This window comes from Micromonospora sp. NPDC049903 (genome assembly GCF_044460945.1).
Lineage (GTDB): Bacteria > Actinomycetota > Actinomycetes > Mycobacteriales > Micromonosporaceae > Micromonospora.
This window is the reverse complement of the sequence record NZ_JBITKL010000005.1, coordinates 116207-132314: the sequence shown is the minus strand read 5'-3', so window position 1 is coordinate 132314 and position 16108 is coordinate 116207. Positions and strand designations below refer to the sequence as shown.

The window sequence follows — 16108 nt, the reverse complement described above, 5'->3', positions numbered from 1 at the left end:
CAGTCGCTGCGCCCATGCTGGGCGGTCACTGAAAAAACCCTGTGAGCAGGCGGCTCAGGCGGCCAGTGGCAACTCGGGTCCGGGCGTACCGGTGGGCGGCGGCCCGACCACATGCCGCGGTGGTGTTCGGACCGGCCGCACCGGCACCGGCGCGGCGGGCGGCGCAGCCGCCGACGACGGTACGAGATGCACCGCCGATTCGGCGACCCGGGCGAGCGCCCGACGGTCGGCGGACGGGGCCGGGTAGAGCGGCGCGGCGATCTCCACGGTGACGGTCAGCTCCCGCAGGGCGAGCACCCGGCACATCGACCGCAGCAGGCTCTCCTCGCCGAGGAAGGCCGGTGCCGTGGTGGGCGTACCGGTGGCACCGAGCCGGTAACCGATCCGCAGAGGCACCACGGGTGCCCCGGCATCGATGGCGGCCTGGAACATCGCCGGCCGGAAGCCGGTGCGGGGGCGGCAGTCGACACCCGTACCGCACCAGGTGGTGCCCTCCGGGAAGACCGCGACGGAGCGGCCCGCCCGCAGCGTCGCCGCCACCCGGTCCACGGTGGCCGGTAGGCGGCGTGGGCGGGTGCGGTCCACGAAGACCGTGCCCGCCGCGCGGGCCAGCAGGCCCACCAGCGGCCAACGGCCGACCTCACGCTTGGCCACCAGCCGGGCCGGCGCGACCGCCAGCAGCGCCGGGACGTCCCACCAGGAGACGTGGTTGGCGACCAGCAGGACCCGCCGCCGGGGCAACCGCCCGCGCACTTGCAGGCGTACCCCGCAGGCCCGGGCCGTGGCCCGTGCCCAGACGGGGGTCAGCGCCGACCACTCGCGGGCGGGCAGCAGCGGCAGCAGCACGGCCACCCCGACGCCGAGCCCGAGCATGCCGAGCAGGGCGGTGGCCCGGAGCAGCCGTCGGGCCACCGGGACGGTGGGAGTCTCGTCGGCGCGGGGCAGACAGTCCGGGCCGCAGGCGGAACCGGGCCGCCACAGCGGGTGGGCGAGCACGGTCATGGTCGACCACCGAGGAAGTGCCGCAGGTAGCGGGGGTTCATCCGGTTCAGGTCGAGCAGCACGTAGTAGTCGGCCACCCCGAAGTCCGGGTCGTACGCCGGCTCACCGCAGACCCAGGCGCCGAGCCGCAGGTATCCGCGCAGCAGCGGCGGGATCAGCCCGGCCGTGCCCTCCACCGGCGTGCGCGGCACGCCCGGCTCGGCGAACCAGGGCCGCAGCGGGCGGACCCGCAGCGGCGGCGGCGCGAGGTGGCGGGACTGGACCTGGGCCCACACCGCGGCGGCGGCCAGGCCACCGTCGGCCACCGGCACCGAGGCACAGCCGCCGAGCCAGCGCAGGCCGCGCAGGTGCAGGTAGCGGGCGATGCCCGCCCACATCAGGTTGATCACCGCGCCGGTGCGGTGGTCCGGGTGTACGCAGGACCGACCCGCCTCGACCAGGTGCCCGTCCAGCGGGTCGAGCGGGGCCAGGTCGAACTCCCCCGCCGCGTAGCGACGGTCCGTCCGGCCCGGCGGCAGGAGACGGTACGTGCCGACCACCGCCCCGGTGTGCTCCTGGCGCACCAGCAGGTGGTCGCAGTACGGGTCGAGGGCGTCGGTGTCCAGGCCGGACGCGTCCGGCGCGACGGTCGCGCCCAGCTCACCGGCGAACACCTCGTGACGCAGGCGTTGCGCGGCCTCGACCTGGCGGGGTCCGTCGGCGATCGAGAGGGTGTAGCCGCTGGTCGTCAGAGGTACGCCCGCGGCGGGCAGAACAGCCATGCCCTCTGTGTAGCCCCCGCTGGGTTGCCGGCTCCGGTGGCGACCGGTGTCGATCCGGTGAACGCCGGTGGGCGACCGGTGACCGGCCCGCCGTCCGGTCCGGCCCGGGAATCGTGCGAGGCTGCCGGGGTGTGTGCCCGGCGACGGGGCCGGGTGCGGCGGGAGGAGTCCGATGATCATCGAGGCGCGCTACAACGGGCCGCCCGGCTCCGGCAACGGCGGGTGGAGTGCCGGCGTGTTCGCCTCGGCGTACGGCGGGTCCGGTCCGGTGGAGGTGACTCTGCGTCGACCACCGCCGCTGGACACGACGCTGACGTTGACCGAGGGCCGGGTGCACGACCCGGCCGGCGAGGTGGTCGCGCAGCTGCGTCCCGCCGAGCCGTTCGACGTCGTGGCGTCGGCGGTGGACCCGGCCGCCGCCCGGTCGGCCTCGACGGCGTACCCGGGTCTGGTCGACCACCCGTTCCCCGGCTGTTTCGTCTGCGGCCCGGAGCGCGCCGACGGCCTGCGGATCTTCCCCGGGCCGCTGCCGGGCGGCCGGACGGCCGCGCCGTGGCGGGTGCCGGAGCAGGTGGGCGTGGCCACGGTCTGGGCCGCGCTGGACTGCCCGGGCGGCTGGACGGTGCTCGGCGCGGACCGGCCGTATCTGCTCGGGCGGATCGCCGCGCGGGTCGAGGCAGTGCCCGAGCCGGGCACCGAGTGCGTGGTGACCGGTGTGGTGATCATCACCGAAGGGCGCAAGGCGCTGGTGCACACCGGCCTGTACACCGCAGACGGTGATCTGCTGGCCCATGCCCGGGCCACCTGGATCGCGGTGTAGGACGACCGTCGATCGGGTCGTACCTGGGGATGAGGCAGCTCATGCCTGGGACGGATCACGATCTCCGGAACGCGCCCGATTGATTTGCTTGACCACTACCGTCACGCTGTGCAACGGCGCACCCCGGCGCCACGGGAGGAGAATGATGTCCGACGGGCAGTCACGCCCCACCAACGACGCGCAGATCGTGGTCTCCGGTCTGACCAAGCAGTACCGCAACATGCTGGCGGTCAACAATCTGTCGTTCACGGTCGAGCCGGGCCGGGTCACCGGCTTCCTCGGTCCGAACGGCGCCGGCAAGACCACCACGCTGCGGATGCTGCTGAACCTGGTCACCCCGAGCGCCGGCACCGCCACCATCGGTGGCCGCCGGTACCCGGACCTGGTCGACCCGCTGCGGCACGTCGGCGCGGTACTGGAGGCGTCCAGCGCGCACAAGGGGCGTACCGGAATCAACCACCTGCGAGTGATCTGCGCGGCGGCCGGGTTGCCCCGGCAGCGGGCCGACGAGGCGCTCGCCATGGTCGGCCTGAGCCCGGCGGCGAAGCGCAAGTTCAAGGGTTACTCACTGGGCATGAAGCAGCGCCTCGGCATCGCCGCGGCGATGGTCGGCGACCCCCGGGTGCTCATCCTCGACGAGCCGGCCAACGGTCTGGACCCGGAGGGCATCCGCTGGATGCGCGGGTTCCTCAAGGGCCTGGCCGCCGAGGGCCGCACCGTGCTGGTCTCCAGTCACCTGCTGTCGGAGATGCAGTTGCTCGCCGACGACGTGGTGATCATCGCGGCCGGACAGCTCGTCCGGCAGGGACCGGTCGAGCAGGTGATCGGGTCGATGGAACAGGGGGCCCGGGTCCGGGTCCGCACCCCGCAGGCGGACGCGCTGACCGCGGCGCTGGCCGGTGGACCGGCCACCGTGCAGACCGACGAGCAGGGCGTGCTGCTGATCGGCGGGGTGGACGCCCCGACGGTGGGCCGGGCGGCGCTGACCGCCGGGGTCGAGCTGCACGAGCTGAGCACCGAACGCCCCGACCTGGAACGCGTGTTCCTGGAGCTGACGGCCGGAAAGGCGGGCATCCGATGAGCAACCTGGTCCGCGCCGAACTGCTCAAGATCCGCACCACCAGCACCTGGTGGTGGCTGGCCCTGGCGGCGTTCCTGTCGATCGCCATGGCCTTCCCGTTCAACGCCTGGCTGGCCAACGAGACGCTCAGCGGTGGCGGGGAGGAGTTCGGTTACACCGGCGACGCCGCCTCCGCGCCGGCCCAGGCGGCGAACATCTACACCTCGGGTCAGTACCTCGGCCTGATGTTCGTGATGCTGATCGGCATCCTGATGGTCACCAACGAGTTCTTCCACCAGACCGCGACCACCACCTTCCTGGCCACCCCGCGGCGGACCGCGGTGATCGTCAGCAAGCTCATCGCGGCCAGCCTGTTGGGCTTCGCGTTCTGGCTGGTGACCACCGTGATCGACCTCGTGGCCGGAGCCGCGTTCCTGACGCTCAACGACCACGGCACGATGCTCGGCGAGTGGGAGGTCCAGCGGGCCCTGCTGCTCAACCTGATGGCGTACGCCATCTGGACCGTGCTGGGCGTGGGCATCGGCACTCTGATCACCAACCAGCTCGGCGCGGTGATCACCGCCTCGGTGCTTTACCTAATTGGTACACAAGTTGTCGGTCTGCTGTTCCTCCTGCTGTCGAACCTGCTGGACAGCATGGCCGTGATCAAGTGGCAGGTGATCTGGCCAGCGGCGGCCTCCCAAATCATGATCACCCCAGGTGAGAACGAGATGCTGCCCTCCTGGTGGGTCGGCGCGGTGGTGCTGATCGGCTACGCCGTGGCGAGCTGCGTGGTCGGCATCCTGATTACTCGGCGTCGCGACATCTCCTGATCTCGCAGGCACCGCAGCGACCGGGCCCGTGTCATAGCAGCTAGCAGGGCGACACGCTGGGCTTACGGAACTTCTGGCATCTTCTGTGAATCGGACCACGGGACGGAGGTGGAAATGCCTCGGCGATCAGTACGGCGTAGCCTTGGATCCGTCCTGTGTGCGCTCGTCCTGGCGCGGACGGACACCGCGTGACACACCAAACCCGCGTGAAAGAGGCGATTACCGGCCGTGTCGACCCAGCAGACTTCGCAGGAGAACCCACTGGCGGGTTTCGGCCCGAACGAGTGGATCGTCGAGGAGATGTACCAGCGCTACCTCGCCGATCCCAGCAGCGTCGACCCGGCCTGGCACGACTTCTTCGCCGACTACCGGCCCGGTGCGGGCAAGGCCCGCTCCGCCGACGGTGACGGCCAGGCCACCACCGAATCCGCCCCGAAGACCCCGGCCAAGGCCGAGCCGAGCGCCAAGGCCGCCCCCGCGACCAAGGCCGAGCCGGCTCCGGCCAAGTCCACGGCTCCGGCGAAGGCCAAGCCGGCCGCCAAGTCCGAACCGACCAAGGCGACCGCGACGAAGTCCGCCCCGCCGAAGTCCGCCCCGACCGCCACCGGGCCGCAGACCACGCCGCTGCGCGGCGTCGCCGCCCGGATCGTGCAGAACATGGACGCCTCGCTGGCCGTGCCGACCGCGACCAGCGTGCGCGCGGTCCCGGCCAAGCTGCTGGTGGACAACCGCATCGTGATCAACAACCACCTCGCCCGGGGGCGTGGTGGCAAGGTCAGCTTCACCCACCTGGTCGGCTACGCGCTGGTCCGGGCGATGGTCGCGCACCCGGAGATGAACAACTCCTTCGCCGAGGTCGACGGCAAGCCGGCGATGGTCCGCCCCGAGCACGTCAACCTGGGCATCGCCATCGACCTGGCCAAGCCCGACGGCAGCCGGACCCTGGTCGTGCCGTCCATCAAGGGCTGCGAGAAGATGGACTTCCGGCAGTTCTGGCAGGCGTACGAGGACGTCGTCCGGCGTGCCCGCCGCAACGAGCTGACCATGGACGACTACTCCGGCACCACCATCTCGCTGACCAACCCCGGCGGCATCGGCACCGTGCACTCGATGCCGCGTCTGATGCAGGGCCAGAGCGCGATCATCGGCGTCGGCGCGATGGAGTACCCGGCGCCGTACCAGGGCATGAGCGAGGCCACCCTGGCCGAGCTGGCGGTCAGCAAGGTCATCACGCTGACCAGCACCTACGACCACCGGATCATCCAGGGCGCGCAGTCCGGCGAGTTCCTCAAGGTCATGCACGAGCTGCTGCTCGGCGAGCACGGCTACTACGACCAGATCTTCACCTCGCTGCGCATCCCGTACGAGCCGGTGCGCTGGATGCGCGACGTCGCGGTCGACAGCGAGGGGCAGATCAACAAGACCGCGCGGGTGCACGAGCTGATCCACTCCTACCGGGTCCGGGGCCACCTGATGGCCGACACCGACCCGCTGGAGTTCAAGATCCGCAAGCACCCCGACCTGGACGTCCTCCAGCACGGGCTGACCCTGTGGGACCTGGACCGCACCTTCCCGGTCAACGGCTTCAACGGTCGGCAGCGGATGCGGCTGCGGGAGATCCTCGGGGTGCTGCGCGACTCGTACTGCCGCCGGGTCGGCATCGAGTACATGCACATCCAGGACCCGGCCGAGCGCCGCTGGATCCAGGAGCGGGTCGAGCGCAAGTACGAGAAGCCTCCGGCCGACGAGCAGAAGCACGTGCTGAACCGGCTCAACGCCGCCGAGGCGTTCGAGACGTTCCTCCAGACCAAGTACGTCGGTCAGAAGCGCTTCTCGCTGGAGGGCGGCGAGTCGCTGATCCCGCTGCTCGGCGAGGTGCTGGAGGCGTCCGCCGAGAACGACCTGGACGAGGTTGTGATCGGCATGGCCCACCGGGGCCGCCTCAACGTGCTGGCCAACATCGTCGGCAAGCCGTACGAGAAGATCTTCTCGGAGTTCGAGGGGCACCTCGACCCGCGCTCCACCCAGGGTTCCGGTGACGTGAAATACCACCTGGGCCAGAACGGCAAGTTCACCACCCCTGACGGCGACCACTCGGTCAAGGTCTCGGTGGTGGCGAACCCGTCGCACCTGGAGGCGGTCGACCCGGTGCTGGAGGGCATCGTCCGCGCCAAGCAGGACCGCATCGACCTCAAGCTGGAGGGCTACACCGTGCTGCCGCTGGCGGTGCACGGCGACGCCGCCTTCGCCGGTCAGGGTGTGGTGGCCGAGACGCTCAACCTCTCCCAGCTGCGCGGCTACCGCACCGGCGGGACGGTGCACGTGGTGGTCAACAACCAGGTCGGCTTCACCACCGCCCCGGAGTACTCCCGGTCCAGCCTCTACAGCACCGACGTGGCCCGGATGATCCAGGCACCGATCTTCCACGTCAACGGTGACGACCCCGAGGCCGTGGTCCGGGTCGCCCGGCTGGCCTTCGAATACCGGCAGACGTTCAACAAGGACGTCGTGATCGACCTGGTCTGCTACCGGCGGCGCGGGCACAACGAGGGCGACGACCCCTCGATGTCCAACCCCCAGATGTACAAGATCATCGACTCGAAGCGCTCGGTCCGCAAGCTCTACACCGAGGAGCTGATCGGGCGGGGTGACATCACCGTGGAGGACGCCGAGGAGCTGCTGCGCGACTACCAGGCGCAGCTGGAGCGGGTCTTCAAGGCCACCCGCGACGCGGCCAGCACCCCACGTCAGGTCAGCCGCCCGGCCCGGCAGGACGAGCCGGAGCCGGAGGTGGAGACCGCGACCGACGCGTCGGTGGTCAAGGCCATCGGTGAGGCGCACGTCAACCTGCCGGACGGCTTCACCCCGCACAAGCGGATCCAGCAGTTGCTCGACCGGCGGTCGCGGATGTCCGTCGAGGGCAACATCGACTGGGGCTTCGGCGAGATCATCGCCTTCGGGGCCCTGCTGCACGACGGGGTCACCGTCCGGCTCGCCGGACAGGACTCCCGACGCGGCACCTTCGTGCAGCGGCACGCGTCGATCGTCGACGCCGAGACCGGCGACGACTACCTCCCGTTGAAGTCGCTGACCGGCGACGGCGAGCGGTCCCGCCTCTTCGTGCACGACTCGCTGCTCTCCGAGTACGCCGCGATGGGCTTCGAGTACGGCTACTCGGTGGAGAACCTGAACGCGCTGGTCTGCTGGGAGGCCCAGTTCGGCGACTTCGTCAACGGCGCCCAGTCGGTGATCGACGAGTTCATCTCGTCCGGCGAGGTGAAGTGGGGCCAGCGCTCCGCGGTCACCCTGCTGCTGCCGCACGGCCACGAGGGACAGGGCCCGGACCACACCTCCGGCCGTCCCGAGCGCTTCCTCCAGCTCTGCGCCGAGGACAACATGCGGGTGGCCATCCCGACCACCCCGGCGAACTACTTCCACCTGCTGCGTCGCCAGGCGCTCTCGCCGAAGCGCAAGCCGCTCGTGGTGTTCACGCCGAAGTCCCTGCTGCGGCACAAGCTCTGTGTCTCCTCGGTCGAGGACTTCACCTCCGGCACCTTCTCGCCGGTCCTGGGCGACCAGGCCGCACCCGCCGCCGACCAGGTCAAGCGGGTGCTGCTCTGCTCGGGCAAGGTCTACTACGACCTGTTCCAGGCCCGGCAGGAGCGCGGCGTCACCGACACCGCGCTGATCCGGCTGGAGCAGCTCTACCCGATGCCGGTGGAGGAGATCCGCGCCGCGCTCGCCCAGTACCCGAACGCGGAGGACTTCGCCTGGGTGCAGGAGGAGCCGGCCAACCAGGGCTCCTGGTCGTTCGTCGCGCTCAACCTGCTGGAGCACCTCGACGGGGTCCGCCTGCGTCGCATCTCCCGCCCGGCCGCCGCCGCCCCGGCCGTCGGCTCGGCGAAGATGCACGAGGTGGAGCAGAACGCGCTCATCGAGGCGGCGCTGCCCCGCCCCTGACCGCACCGACCGCGAACACCGGGGCGGGCCATCGGAGACGGTGGCCCGCCCCGGTGAGCATGTCCGAGGAGACCTGATGTACTTCACCGACCGTGGCATCGAGGAGTTGGTCCAGCGCCGGGGTGACGAGGACGTCACCCTGGAGTGGCTCGGCGAGCGGCTGCGGGACTTCGTCGACCTCAACCCCGAGTTCGAGACCCCGATCGAGCGCTTCGCCACCTGGCTCGCCCGGCTCGACGACCCCGACGACGAGTAGTCGCCGGACGGGCCACCGACCCGCCACGCGGCCGGAGCGCCCGGGAAGCGGGCATCCGCGCCGACGAAAGCCCTGGTAGGCCAGGTCCGGACCGGCCGGGACGGCGGGTATGGTGGCGGCCATGCTTCGCAGCTCCCGCCGCCCTGCCCTGGTGGTGGGGATCGCGCTGACCGTCCTGCTGACCGGGTGCGGGGACGAGGCACCCGAGCGTCCGCCGACGGAGACCGTCAGCGCCGACCGCTCGTCACCGCCGCTGCCGCCGGTCTTCTACGTCGACCCGCGTGGTGCGGCGTCCTGGCAGGTCACCGAGTGGGCGCAGGAGGGCCGGGACGAGGACGCCGCCACGCTGCGCCGGATCAGCACCCGCCCGACCGCCCGGTGGCTGGTCGGCGACTCCGCCACGGTCACCGCGGAGGTGTCGGAGTTCCTCGCCGGTGCCAGCCGCTCCGGCCAGACGCCGGTGCTGGTCACCCACAACCTCCCGCAGCGCGACTGCGGGCGGCAGGGTCAGGGCGGTGCCGAGTCGGCCGGGGCGTACCAGGACTGGATCCGGCGGGTGGCCGCCGGCGTGCAGGGACGGCCGGTCACGATCGTGGTGGAACCGGGCGCGGTGCCGGACGCCGTGGACCGCTGCGTCGACGACGTCGACGAGCGGCTGGACCTGCTGCGGGACGCGGTGACGGTGCTGGGCAGCACCGGCAGCGCCCGGATCTATCTGGACGCCGGGCACCCCGGCTGGATCACCGACGGCGCACGGCTGGCGGCAGCGCTGCGCCGTGCCGGTGTCACCGAGGCCGACGGCTTCGCGCTCAACGTGGCCAACTTCGTCGGCACGCCGCAGAACGTGACCTACGGCCACGAGATCTCCGACGCCCTCGGCGGTACCACCACGTTCGTCATCGACACCAGCCGCAACGGCCGGGGCGCGTACCCGGGCGAGACCGTCCGGTCCGCGCCGAGCTGGTGCAATCCGCCGGGCCGCGCGCTCGGCGCGGACCCCACCACCGACACCGGCCTTGACCGGGTCGACGCCCTGCTCTGGGTCAAGTACCCGGGCGAGTCAGACGGCGCCTGCCGCCCGGGCGAGCCGGAGAGCGGCGTCTGGTGGCCCGAGTACGCCCTCGGCCTGGCCCGACGCGCCGACTGAGCCACCCGCCGCCGCCCGCTCCCCCGCACGCCGGGCCTGGTGGGCAGCGGCAGGGCGCAGGTCAGGAACGTCCACCGGGCCGGGCGGGCGGCGGCGGGCCACAGATCAGGGGCGTACCCGCTGGGCGGTGGCGGCGGTCGGCACGGGCACCGGCGGTGGCGGACCCGCCGGGCCGCCCGGTGCCAGTCCGGTCCGCTTGAGCTTCTGCCAGCCCAGCCGGCCGCCGGTCAACGCGGTGACCACCGACTGGAGCAGCACCAGATACATCAGTTGGCGATAGACGAACTGCTGCAACGGCAGCACCCAGAGGACGCCGAGCTTCTCCTTGTCGAGGCGGAACGCCACGATCGCGGTCAGGAACTGCAACCCCAGCATGGCGGCCCAGGCCAGCGCCGTCTCGGTGCGGTTCAGGAAGATCAGGCCGTAGATCGCGAGCAGGTCGATCACCGGGGCGGTCAACGGGAGCAGCACCCCGAACAGCGTCAGGAAGGCCAGGCAGCGGCGGCTGAACCGGCCGGACGCGCCCTTGTCGAGCACCGAGCGGCGGTGCTTCCACATCGCCTGCATGGTGCCGTAGCTCCACCGGTAGCGCTGCTTCCACAACTGCCCGAAGCTGGCCGGCGCCTCGGTCCAGGCGCGGGCGCTCTCCTCGTACACCACCTTCCAGCCGGCGCGGCCCAGGGCCATGGTGATGTCGGTGTCCTCGGCCAGCGTCTCGTCGGTCATCCCACCGGCGTACTCCAGCGCCTCGCGGCGGAACGCGCCGATCGCGCCGGGGATGGTCGGCATGCAGCGCAGCGTCTCGTAGAGCCGGCGGTCGAGGTTGAAGCCGATCACGTACTCGATGTGCTGCCACTTGGCGATCATGCTGCGCCGGTTGCCGACCTTGACGTTGCCGGCCACCGCACCCACCTGCGGGTCGCCGAACGGCTGGACCAGGCGACGGACCGCGTCGGGCTCGAAGACGGTGTCCCCGTCGACCATCACGATCAGGTCGTGTCGGGCCAGGGCGACGCCGGTGTTCAGCGCGCTCGGCTTCCCGCCGTTGGGCTTGCGGACCACCCGTACGTTCGGCAGGCCGAGCCCCGCGGCGATGTCGGCGGTGCCGTCGGTCGACCCGTCGTCGACCACCACCACCTCGATGCCGCCGGGATGGTCGCCGGTGGCGAGCGAGCGGACCGCCTCGGCGATGCCCTCCTTCTCGTTGTACGCGGGCACGATCACCGACACCGGTTCGGTGATCGGCGGTCCCCAGGCGAAGCCCTTCCGGCGTCGTTTGCGGGCGTGCCGCCGCGCCAGCACGAACAGCAGCACGGTCCGCCCGATGGTGAGCGTCCCGACCAGCACGAAGAGCACGCCGAAGAGGACGAAGGTGCCGTCGGCGGCGCGCACCGCCATGATCAGCATCTGCCCGCGCCAGCGCTCGGTGAACGTCGCCTCGGTCGGCCCGGCCGTGGTGCCGGTGGCACCGGCCTCGGCCAGCGCCCGGTTCAACCCCTCACTGATGGTGGTGAAGGTGTATCCCCGGTCCTTCATCATCGGGATGTACCGGTCCAGCGCCTCGACGGTCTGCGAGCGGTCGCCGCCGGAGTCGTGCCAGAGCGTGACCGCACCGGAGTAGCCCTCCGGTACGGTCCGCTCGATCATCCCCTCCACGCCCTGCCGTTCCCAGTCCCGGCTGTCCAGGTCGTTGACCACGCTCAGGTAGCCGAGTTCACCGGCCTGTTGCAGCAGCGGCCAGTCCTGGTCGACGAAGGCGTCCGCCCGCGACGAGTACGGGAACCGCAGCAGGTTGGACCTCTGGCCGGTGGCCCCGGCGATGACGAGCTGGGTCTGGGTGTACTCCATCCGCCGCTGCCATCCCGGGATCTGGGTGAGGTGCGGGTGGGTGAAGGTGTGCACGCCCAGTTCGTGCCCCTTCTCGGCCAGCTCACGGACCAGGTCGGGGCTGCGGACCACCTGATTGCCGAGGACGAAGAAGGTGCCCGGGACCTGGTGCTTCTCCAGCACCTCCAGCACGGCCGGGGTCCAGACCGGGTCGGGGCCGTCGTCGAAGGTCAACGCGATGGTCCGCGCCGGCAGCCGGTACGACTGTGGCCGGTCGGCGGTGGTGTTGACGATCGGCCCGCCTTCGAGGATCTCGTCGGGGACGTCGTCCTGGCCGCTGCCGAAGGTGTTCTCCGCCCGGTAGTCCGGGATGAACGAGCCGTTGGCGTACGCCTGGACGAAGAGGATGCCGCCGAGCAGCACGAAGACCATGGCGTACACGGTCCAGCTCGGACGGGGGATGAACCGTCGGGCGCGGGCGGTCGGACCCGGCCGGGCGTGCTGTCGGGGTCGTTCGGGTGTGGGGGAAGGGGACGCGTGTGCCGGCCGGCGGGGCGGGTACGGGTGGCTCATCAGGGAGCGGTCGCCTCATTCGTGTCGTTCGGTTCCGGCGACGGCGTTGTCGTGGGTGTCGGGCTGCTCGGCGGCGGCGTGCTGGGCGGCGGTGTGCTGCGGGGCGGGGTGCTCCGGGACGGGCTGGGCGTCGGCGTCCCGCTGGGGCGGGCGCTGGTCGGCGCCGTCCGGGAGGGGCTGGGGGTGGGACTGGCCGAGGTCGTGCCGGTGCCGGGCGTGGAGGATGGGAGGACCGGGCGCTGCGGCGTGACCTGGGTCGGCGGCGGCGCCGGCGAGGTCGAGCGGCTGGGCGACGGCGTCGGGGAGACCGGCGGCGCTTCCCAGGTCTCGGCGGGCTCGACGAACGGGATGATCGAGTCGGGACGGACCGGTCCGCCGGCGAAGCTGATGCCGACCATCATGGTGTACGCCACCCCGGCCAGGCCGAGGGCGTACGCGGTCCGCCGTAACCATCGGCGGCGACGGCCACTTGGATCGACGAAGACGGGGGATGGTTCCGGGGCGACAGGAATGATCTGTGTTGGTCCCTCCACCTGGGCGAGTCTAAACGTGAAAAGCTCTCGCTTTCTCGCCCAAGTGTCCCATCTGACATGCGAAAACAGGCGCAACCAACCCTAGATGGTTGTCTGAGGACAACCAACCGGACCGAGTAGGTTGGGCCGCATGGCTCGCAGCGTCTACCTCACCAGCGTGGGATCCGGCGGCGGCAAATCCGCCATCGCGTTGGGTCTCGCCGAGCTGCTCTCCCGGCAGGTCGAACGGATCGGCGTGTTCCGGCCGCTGGTGCCGTCGACCAGGCCCGACCACATCCTCGCCCTGCTCAGCGAGCGCTATCGCGTGCAGGTTAACCCGTCCGACCTGGCCGGAGCCACATATGCCGAGGCCACGGCGCTGGTATCAGACGGACGGCGGGAAGAATTGATCTCCAGGGTGGTGCAGCGCTACCGAGCGGTCGAGCGACAGTGCCCGGCCGTCGTAGTGGTGGGTAGCGACTTCGCCGACTCCGGCGACGGGACCACGCCACGGGAACTCGCCTTCAACGCTCGGCTGGCGACCGAGTTCGGCAGCGTGGTGGTGCCGGTCGTGGACGGGCAGGGCCAGTCACCGGAGGCGATCGCGGCGGCGGCCCGGGGCGCGTACCACGACCTGGTGGACCTCGGCGCGACGGTGCTCGCGGTCATCGCCAACCGGGTGCCCGCGCCGATGGACCTGCCCGACCTGCCGGTGCCGGCGTACGCCATCCCCGAGGTGCCGACCGTGTCGGCGCCGACGGTGGCCGAGGTGGCCGCCGCACTCGGCGCGACACTGCTCACCGGCGACGAGGCGGCGCTCGGTCGCGACGTGCTCGACTACGTGGTCGGCGCGGCCCACGTACCGACGCTCGTGGAACACCTGACCGACGGCTGCCTGGTGATCACCCCCGGCGACCGGGACGACCTGCTGGTGGCCGCCGGTGCCGCGCACGTCTCCGGCCAGGTCTCGATCTCCGGGCTGGTGCTCACCCTCGGCGAACAACCCGACCCGCGCGCCCTGCGCCTCTTCGACGGGCTGAACACCGGCCTGGCGGTGCTCAGTGTCACCAGCGACAGCTACGACACGGTCGCCGCGTCCAGCCGGATCGAGGGACGGCCCAGCGCGGCCAACACCCGGAAGGTGGAGGCCGCACTCGGTGCCTTCGAGGCCAACGTGGACACCGACGAGCTGGCCCGCCGACTCGCGGTCACCCGCTCACAGCGGGTCACCCCGCTGATGTTCGAGTACGACCTGATCGACCGGGCCCGCGCCCAGCGCCGCCACCTGGTGCTGCCCGAGGGCACCGACGAACGGATCCTGCGGGCCACCGAGATCCTGCTGCACCGGGGCGTGGCCGACCTCACCCTGCTCGGTCGCCCCGACGACGTGGCCCGGCGGACCCGGGAACTGGGCGTCGACATCACCGGGGCCACGATCGTCGACCCGGCGACCAGCCAGTGGCGGGACGAGTTCGCCGAGGCGTACGCGAAGCTGCGCGCCCACCGGGGCGTCACCGTCGAGCTGGCGTACGACGTGGTGGCCCAGCCGAACTACTTCGGCACCATGATGGTGTGGGCCGGTCACGCCGACGGCATGGTCTCCGGCGCCACCCACACCACCGCCGCCACCATCCGCCCCGCCTTCGAGATCGTCAAGAACCTGCCGGACGTCTCCGTCGCCTCCAGCGTCTTCTTCATGCTGCTCGCCGACCGGGTACTGGTGTACGGCGACTGCGCGGTCAACCGCGACCCGGACGCCGCCCAGCTCGCCGACATCGCGATCTCCTCGGCCGACACCGCGGCCCGGTTCGGCATCGAGCCCCGGGTGGCGATGCTGTCGTACTCGACCGGCAGTTCCGGCGCCGGTGCCGACGTGGAGAAGGTCGCGGCGGCCACCGCGCTGGTCCGTGAGCGTCGGCCCGACCTGGCCGTGGAGGGTCCGATCCAGTACGACGCGGCGATCGACCCGGCGGTGGCGGCGACGAAGCTGCCCGACAGTACGGTCGCCGGCCGCGCGACGGTCTTCATCTTCCCGGACCTGAACACGGGCAACAACACGTACAAGGCGGTGCAGCGCTCGGCCGGGGCGGTGGCCGTCGGGCCGGTGATGCAGGGCCTGCGCCGGCCGGTCAACGACCTCTCCCGAGGGGCCACCGTGCCGGACATCGTCAACACCGTGGCGATCACCGCCATCCAGGCCGCCGCCCTCACCGACGCTCCCGGAGACGCATGATGACCGACAAGGTGCTGGTGCTCAACTGCGGGTCGTCCTCGGTCAAGTACCGGCTGTACGACGGTGACCGGGTACTCGACAAGGGCACCGTCGAGCGGATCGGTGAGGCCGGTGGCGACGCGCCCGACCATGCCGGGGCGGTCCGGCGGATCCTGGCCGGGCTGGACCTGACCGGGCTCACCGCGGTCGGGCACCGGGTGGTGCACGGCGGCCGGCGGTTCACCGCGCCGACGCTGGTGGACGACGCGGTGCTGGCCGCCATCACCGACCTGGTGCCGCTGGCACCGCTGCACAACCCCGCCAACCTCGCCGGCATCGCCGAGGCGCATGCTGTCCTGCCCGAGGTGCCGCAGGTCGCCGTCTTCGACACCGCGTTCCACCACACGCTGCCCGACTCCGCCGCCACGTACGCGATCGACCGGGACGTCGCGCAGCGGTACGGCGTCCGGCGGTACGGCTTCCACGGCACCTCGCACTCGTACGTCTCCCGGCGCACCGCCGAGTTGCTGGGCCGCCCGTACGCGGAGGTCAACACGATCACCCTGCACCTGGGCAACGGCGCCAGCGCGTGCGCGGTCGCGCAGGGACGCAGCGTGGCCACCTCGATGGGGATGTCCCCGCTGGAGGGGCTGGTGATGGGCACCCGCAGCGGTGACCTGGACCCGACCGTGGTGTTCCACCTGCGCCGCGAGGGCGGACTGGGCGTGGACGAAATCGACGACCTGCTCAACCACCGCAGCGGGCTGCTCGGGCTCTCCGGCGTCAACGACATGCGGGAGGTGCTGTCCCGGCGGGCGGCCGGGGACGAGGCGGCGACGCTCGCCTTCGACGTCTACTGCCGGCGGATCACCGGCTACGTGGGGGCGTACTACGCGTTGCTCGGCCGGGTCGACGCGGTCACCTTCACCGCCGGGGTCGGCGAGCACGCGGCACCGGTACGCGCGGCGGCACTGGCCGGGCTGGAACGGCTCGGCATCACCGTCGACCCCGAGCGCAACACGGGCAGCGGTGACCGGTTCATCTCACCGGACGGCGCGGAGGTCGCGATCTGCGTGGTCGGCACGGACGAGGAACGCGAGATCGCCCGGGCGGCACGCGCGGTGGTGGCGGCCACCGGCTGATCG

12 protein-coding genes are annotated in these 16108 nt (G+C 71.6%); 8 read left to right on the top strand and 4 right to left on the bottom strand.

Annotated elements, in window-relative coordinates:
* Positions 1 to 54: 54 nt before the first annotated feature.
* Together ACIBO1_RS11950 and ACIBO1_RS11945 are read right to left on the bottom strand one after the other, a co-directional pair.
* A complete protein-coding gene (locus tag ACIBO1_RS11950; RefSeq protein WP_396744457.1) occupies positions 55 to 1002 on the bottom strand; it encodes a lysophospholipid acyltransferase family protein in 948 nt (315 codons plus the stop codon).
* Positions 999 to 1763 (bottom strand): GNAT family N-acetyltransferase, encoded by a 765-nt coding sequence (locus tag ACIBO1_RS11945; protein WP_396744454.1) that lies wholly within the window; start codon positions 1761 to 1763, stop codon positions 999 to 1001. The genes ACIBO1_RS11950 and ACIBO1_RS11945 overlap by 4 nt, the downstream gene beginning before the upstream one ends.
* A 172-nt stretch (positions 1764 to 1935) precedes the next feature.
* On the opposite strand from ACIBO1_RS11945, the gene ACIBO1_RS11940 reads away from it, so the two are divergent.
* The 6 genes from ACIBO1_RS11940 to ACIBO1_RS11915 all read left to right on the top strand — a co-directional run bounded on the left by ACIBO1_RS11940 (position 1936) and on the right by ACIBO1_RS11915 (position 9839).
* On the top strand, positions 1936 to 2583 hold the full coding sequence (locus tag ACIBO1_RS11940) for a hypothetical protein (RefSeq protein WP_396744451.1): 648 nt from the start codon (positions 1936 to 1938) through the stop codon (positions 2581 to 2583).
* Positions 2584 to 2728: 145 nt separating this feature from the next.
* Positions 2729 to 3664: an ABC transporter ATP-binding protein gene (locus tag ACIBO1_RS11935; RefSeq protein WP_396744448.1), complete on the top strand. Its 936-nt coding sequence runs from the start codon at positions 2729 to 2731 to the stop codon at positions 3662 to 3664.
* Complete coding sequence (locus ACIBO1_RS11930) at positions 3661 to 4476, top strand: ABC transporter permease (protein ID WP_396744445.1); 816 nt, start codon at positions 3661 to 3663, stop codon at positions 4474 to 4476. Before ACIBO1_RS11935 ends, ACIBO1_RS11930 begins: the two co-directional genes overlap by 4 nt.
* Positions 4477 to 4704: 228 nt before the next feature.
* On the top strand, positions 4705 to 8436 hold the full coding sequence (locus tag ACIBO1_RS11925; RefSeq protein ID WP_396744442.1) for a multifunctional oxoglutarate decarboxylase/oxoglutarate dehydrogenase thiamine pyrophosphate-binding subunit/dihydrolipoyllysine-residue succinyltransferase subunit: 3732 nt from the start codon (positions 4705 to 4707) through the stop codon (positions 8434 to 8436).
* A 76-nt stretch (positions 8437 to 8512) separates the two neighbouring features.
* A complete protein-coding gene (locus tag ACIBO1_RS11920; protein WP_117226038.1) occupies positions 8513 to 8692 on the top strand; it encodes a DUF6104 family protein in 180 nt (59 codons plus the stop codon).
* 121 nt (positions 8693 to 8813) lie between these two features.
* On the top strand, positions 8814 to 9839 hold the full coding sequence (locus ACIBO1_RS11915; RefSeq protein WP_396744438.1) for a glycoside hydrolase family 6 protein: 1026 nt from the start codon (positions 8814 to 8816) through the stop codon (positions 9837 to 9839).
* 105 nt (positions 9840 to 9944) lie between these two features.
* Here the strand turns inward: ACIBO1_RS11915 and ACIBO1_RS11910 are convergent, their stop codons facing one another.
* Both ACIBO1_RS11910 and ACIBO1_RS11905 read right to left on the bottom strand, forming a co-directional pair.
* Complete coding sequence (locus ACIBO1_RS11910) at positions 9945 to 12098, bottom strand: bifunctional polysaccharide deacetylase/glycosyltransferase family 2 protein (RefSeq protein WP_396744435.1); 2154 nt, start codon at positions 12096 to 12098, stop codon at positions 9945 to 9947.
* 140 nt (positions 12099 to 12238) lie between these two features.
* Complete coding sequence (locus ACIBO1_RS11905) at positions 12239 to 12772, bottom strand: hypothetical protein (RefSeq protein WP_396744433.1); 534 nt, start codon at positions 12770 to 12772, stop codon at positions 12239 to 12241.
* Positions 12773 to 12902: 130 nt separating this feature from the next.
* Here ACIBO1_RS11905 and pta point away from each other — a divergent pair, with 130 nt between their 5' ends.
* Together pta and ACIBO1_RS11895 are read left to right on the top strand one after the other, a co-directional pair.
* Entirely contained in the window at positions 12903 to 14984 is a 2082-nt protein-coding gene (gene pta, locus ACIBO1_RS11900) for a phosphate acetyltransferase (RefSeq protein WP_396744431.1), read from the top strand.
* Positions 14984 to 16105 (top strand): acetate/propionate family kinase, encoded by a 1122-nt coding sequence (locus ACIBO1_RS11895; RefSeq protein WP_396744807.1) that lies wholly within the window; start codon positions 14984 to 14986, stop codon positions 16103 to 16105. Before pta ends, ACIBO1_RS11895 begins: the two co-directional genes overlap by 1 nt.
* The last annotated feature ends 3 nt before the right edge of the window (positions 16106 to 16108 follow it).

Coding starts and splice junctions, on each gene's coding strand:
- ACIBO1_RS11950 (WP_396744457.1), bottom strand. CDS start 1,002: ATGACCGTGCTCGCCCACCCGCTGTGGCGGCCCGGTTCCGCCTGCGGC.
- ACIBO1_RS11945 (WP_396744454.1), bottom strand. CDS start 1,763: ATGGCTGTTCTGCCCGCCGCGGGCGTACCTCTGACGACCAGCGGCTAC.
- ACIBO1_RS11940 (WP_396744451.1), top strand. CDS start 1,936: ATGATCATCGAGGCGCGCTACAACGGGCCGCCCGGCTCCGGCAACGGC.
- ACIBO1_RS11935 (WP_396744448.1), top strand. CDS start 2,729: ATGTCCGACGGGCAGTCACGCCCCACCAACGACGCGCAGATCGTGGTC.
- ACIBO1_RS11930 (WP_396744445.1), top strand. CDS start 3,661: ATGAGCAACCTGGTCCGCGCCGAACTGCTCAAGATCCGCACCACCAGC.
- ACIBO1_RS11920 (WP_117226038.1), top strand. CDS start 8,513: ATGTACTTCACCGACCGTGGCATCGAGGAGTTGGTCCAGCGCCGGGGT.
- ACIBO1_RS11915 (WP_396744438.1), top strand. CDS start 8,814: ATGCTTCGCAGCTCCCGCCGCCCTGCCCTGGTGGTGGGGATCGCGCTG.
- ACIBO1_RS11910 (WP_396744435.1), bottom strand. CDS start 12,098: ATGGTCTTCGTGCTGCTCGGCGGCATCCTCTTCGTCCAGGCGTACGCC.
- pta (WP_396744431.1), top strand. CDS start 12,903: ATGGCTCGCAGCGTCTACCTCACCAGCGTGGGATCCGGCGGCGGCAAA.
- ACIBO1_RS11895 (WP_396744807.1), top strand. CDS start 14,984: ATGACCGACAAGGTGCTGGTGCTCAACTGCGGGTCGTCCTCGGTCAAG.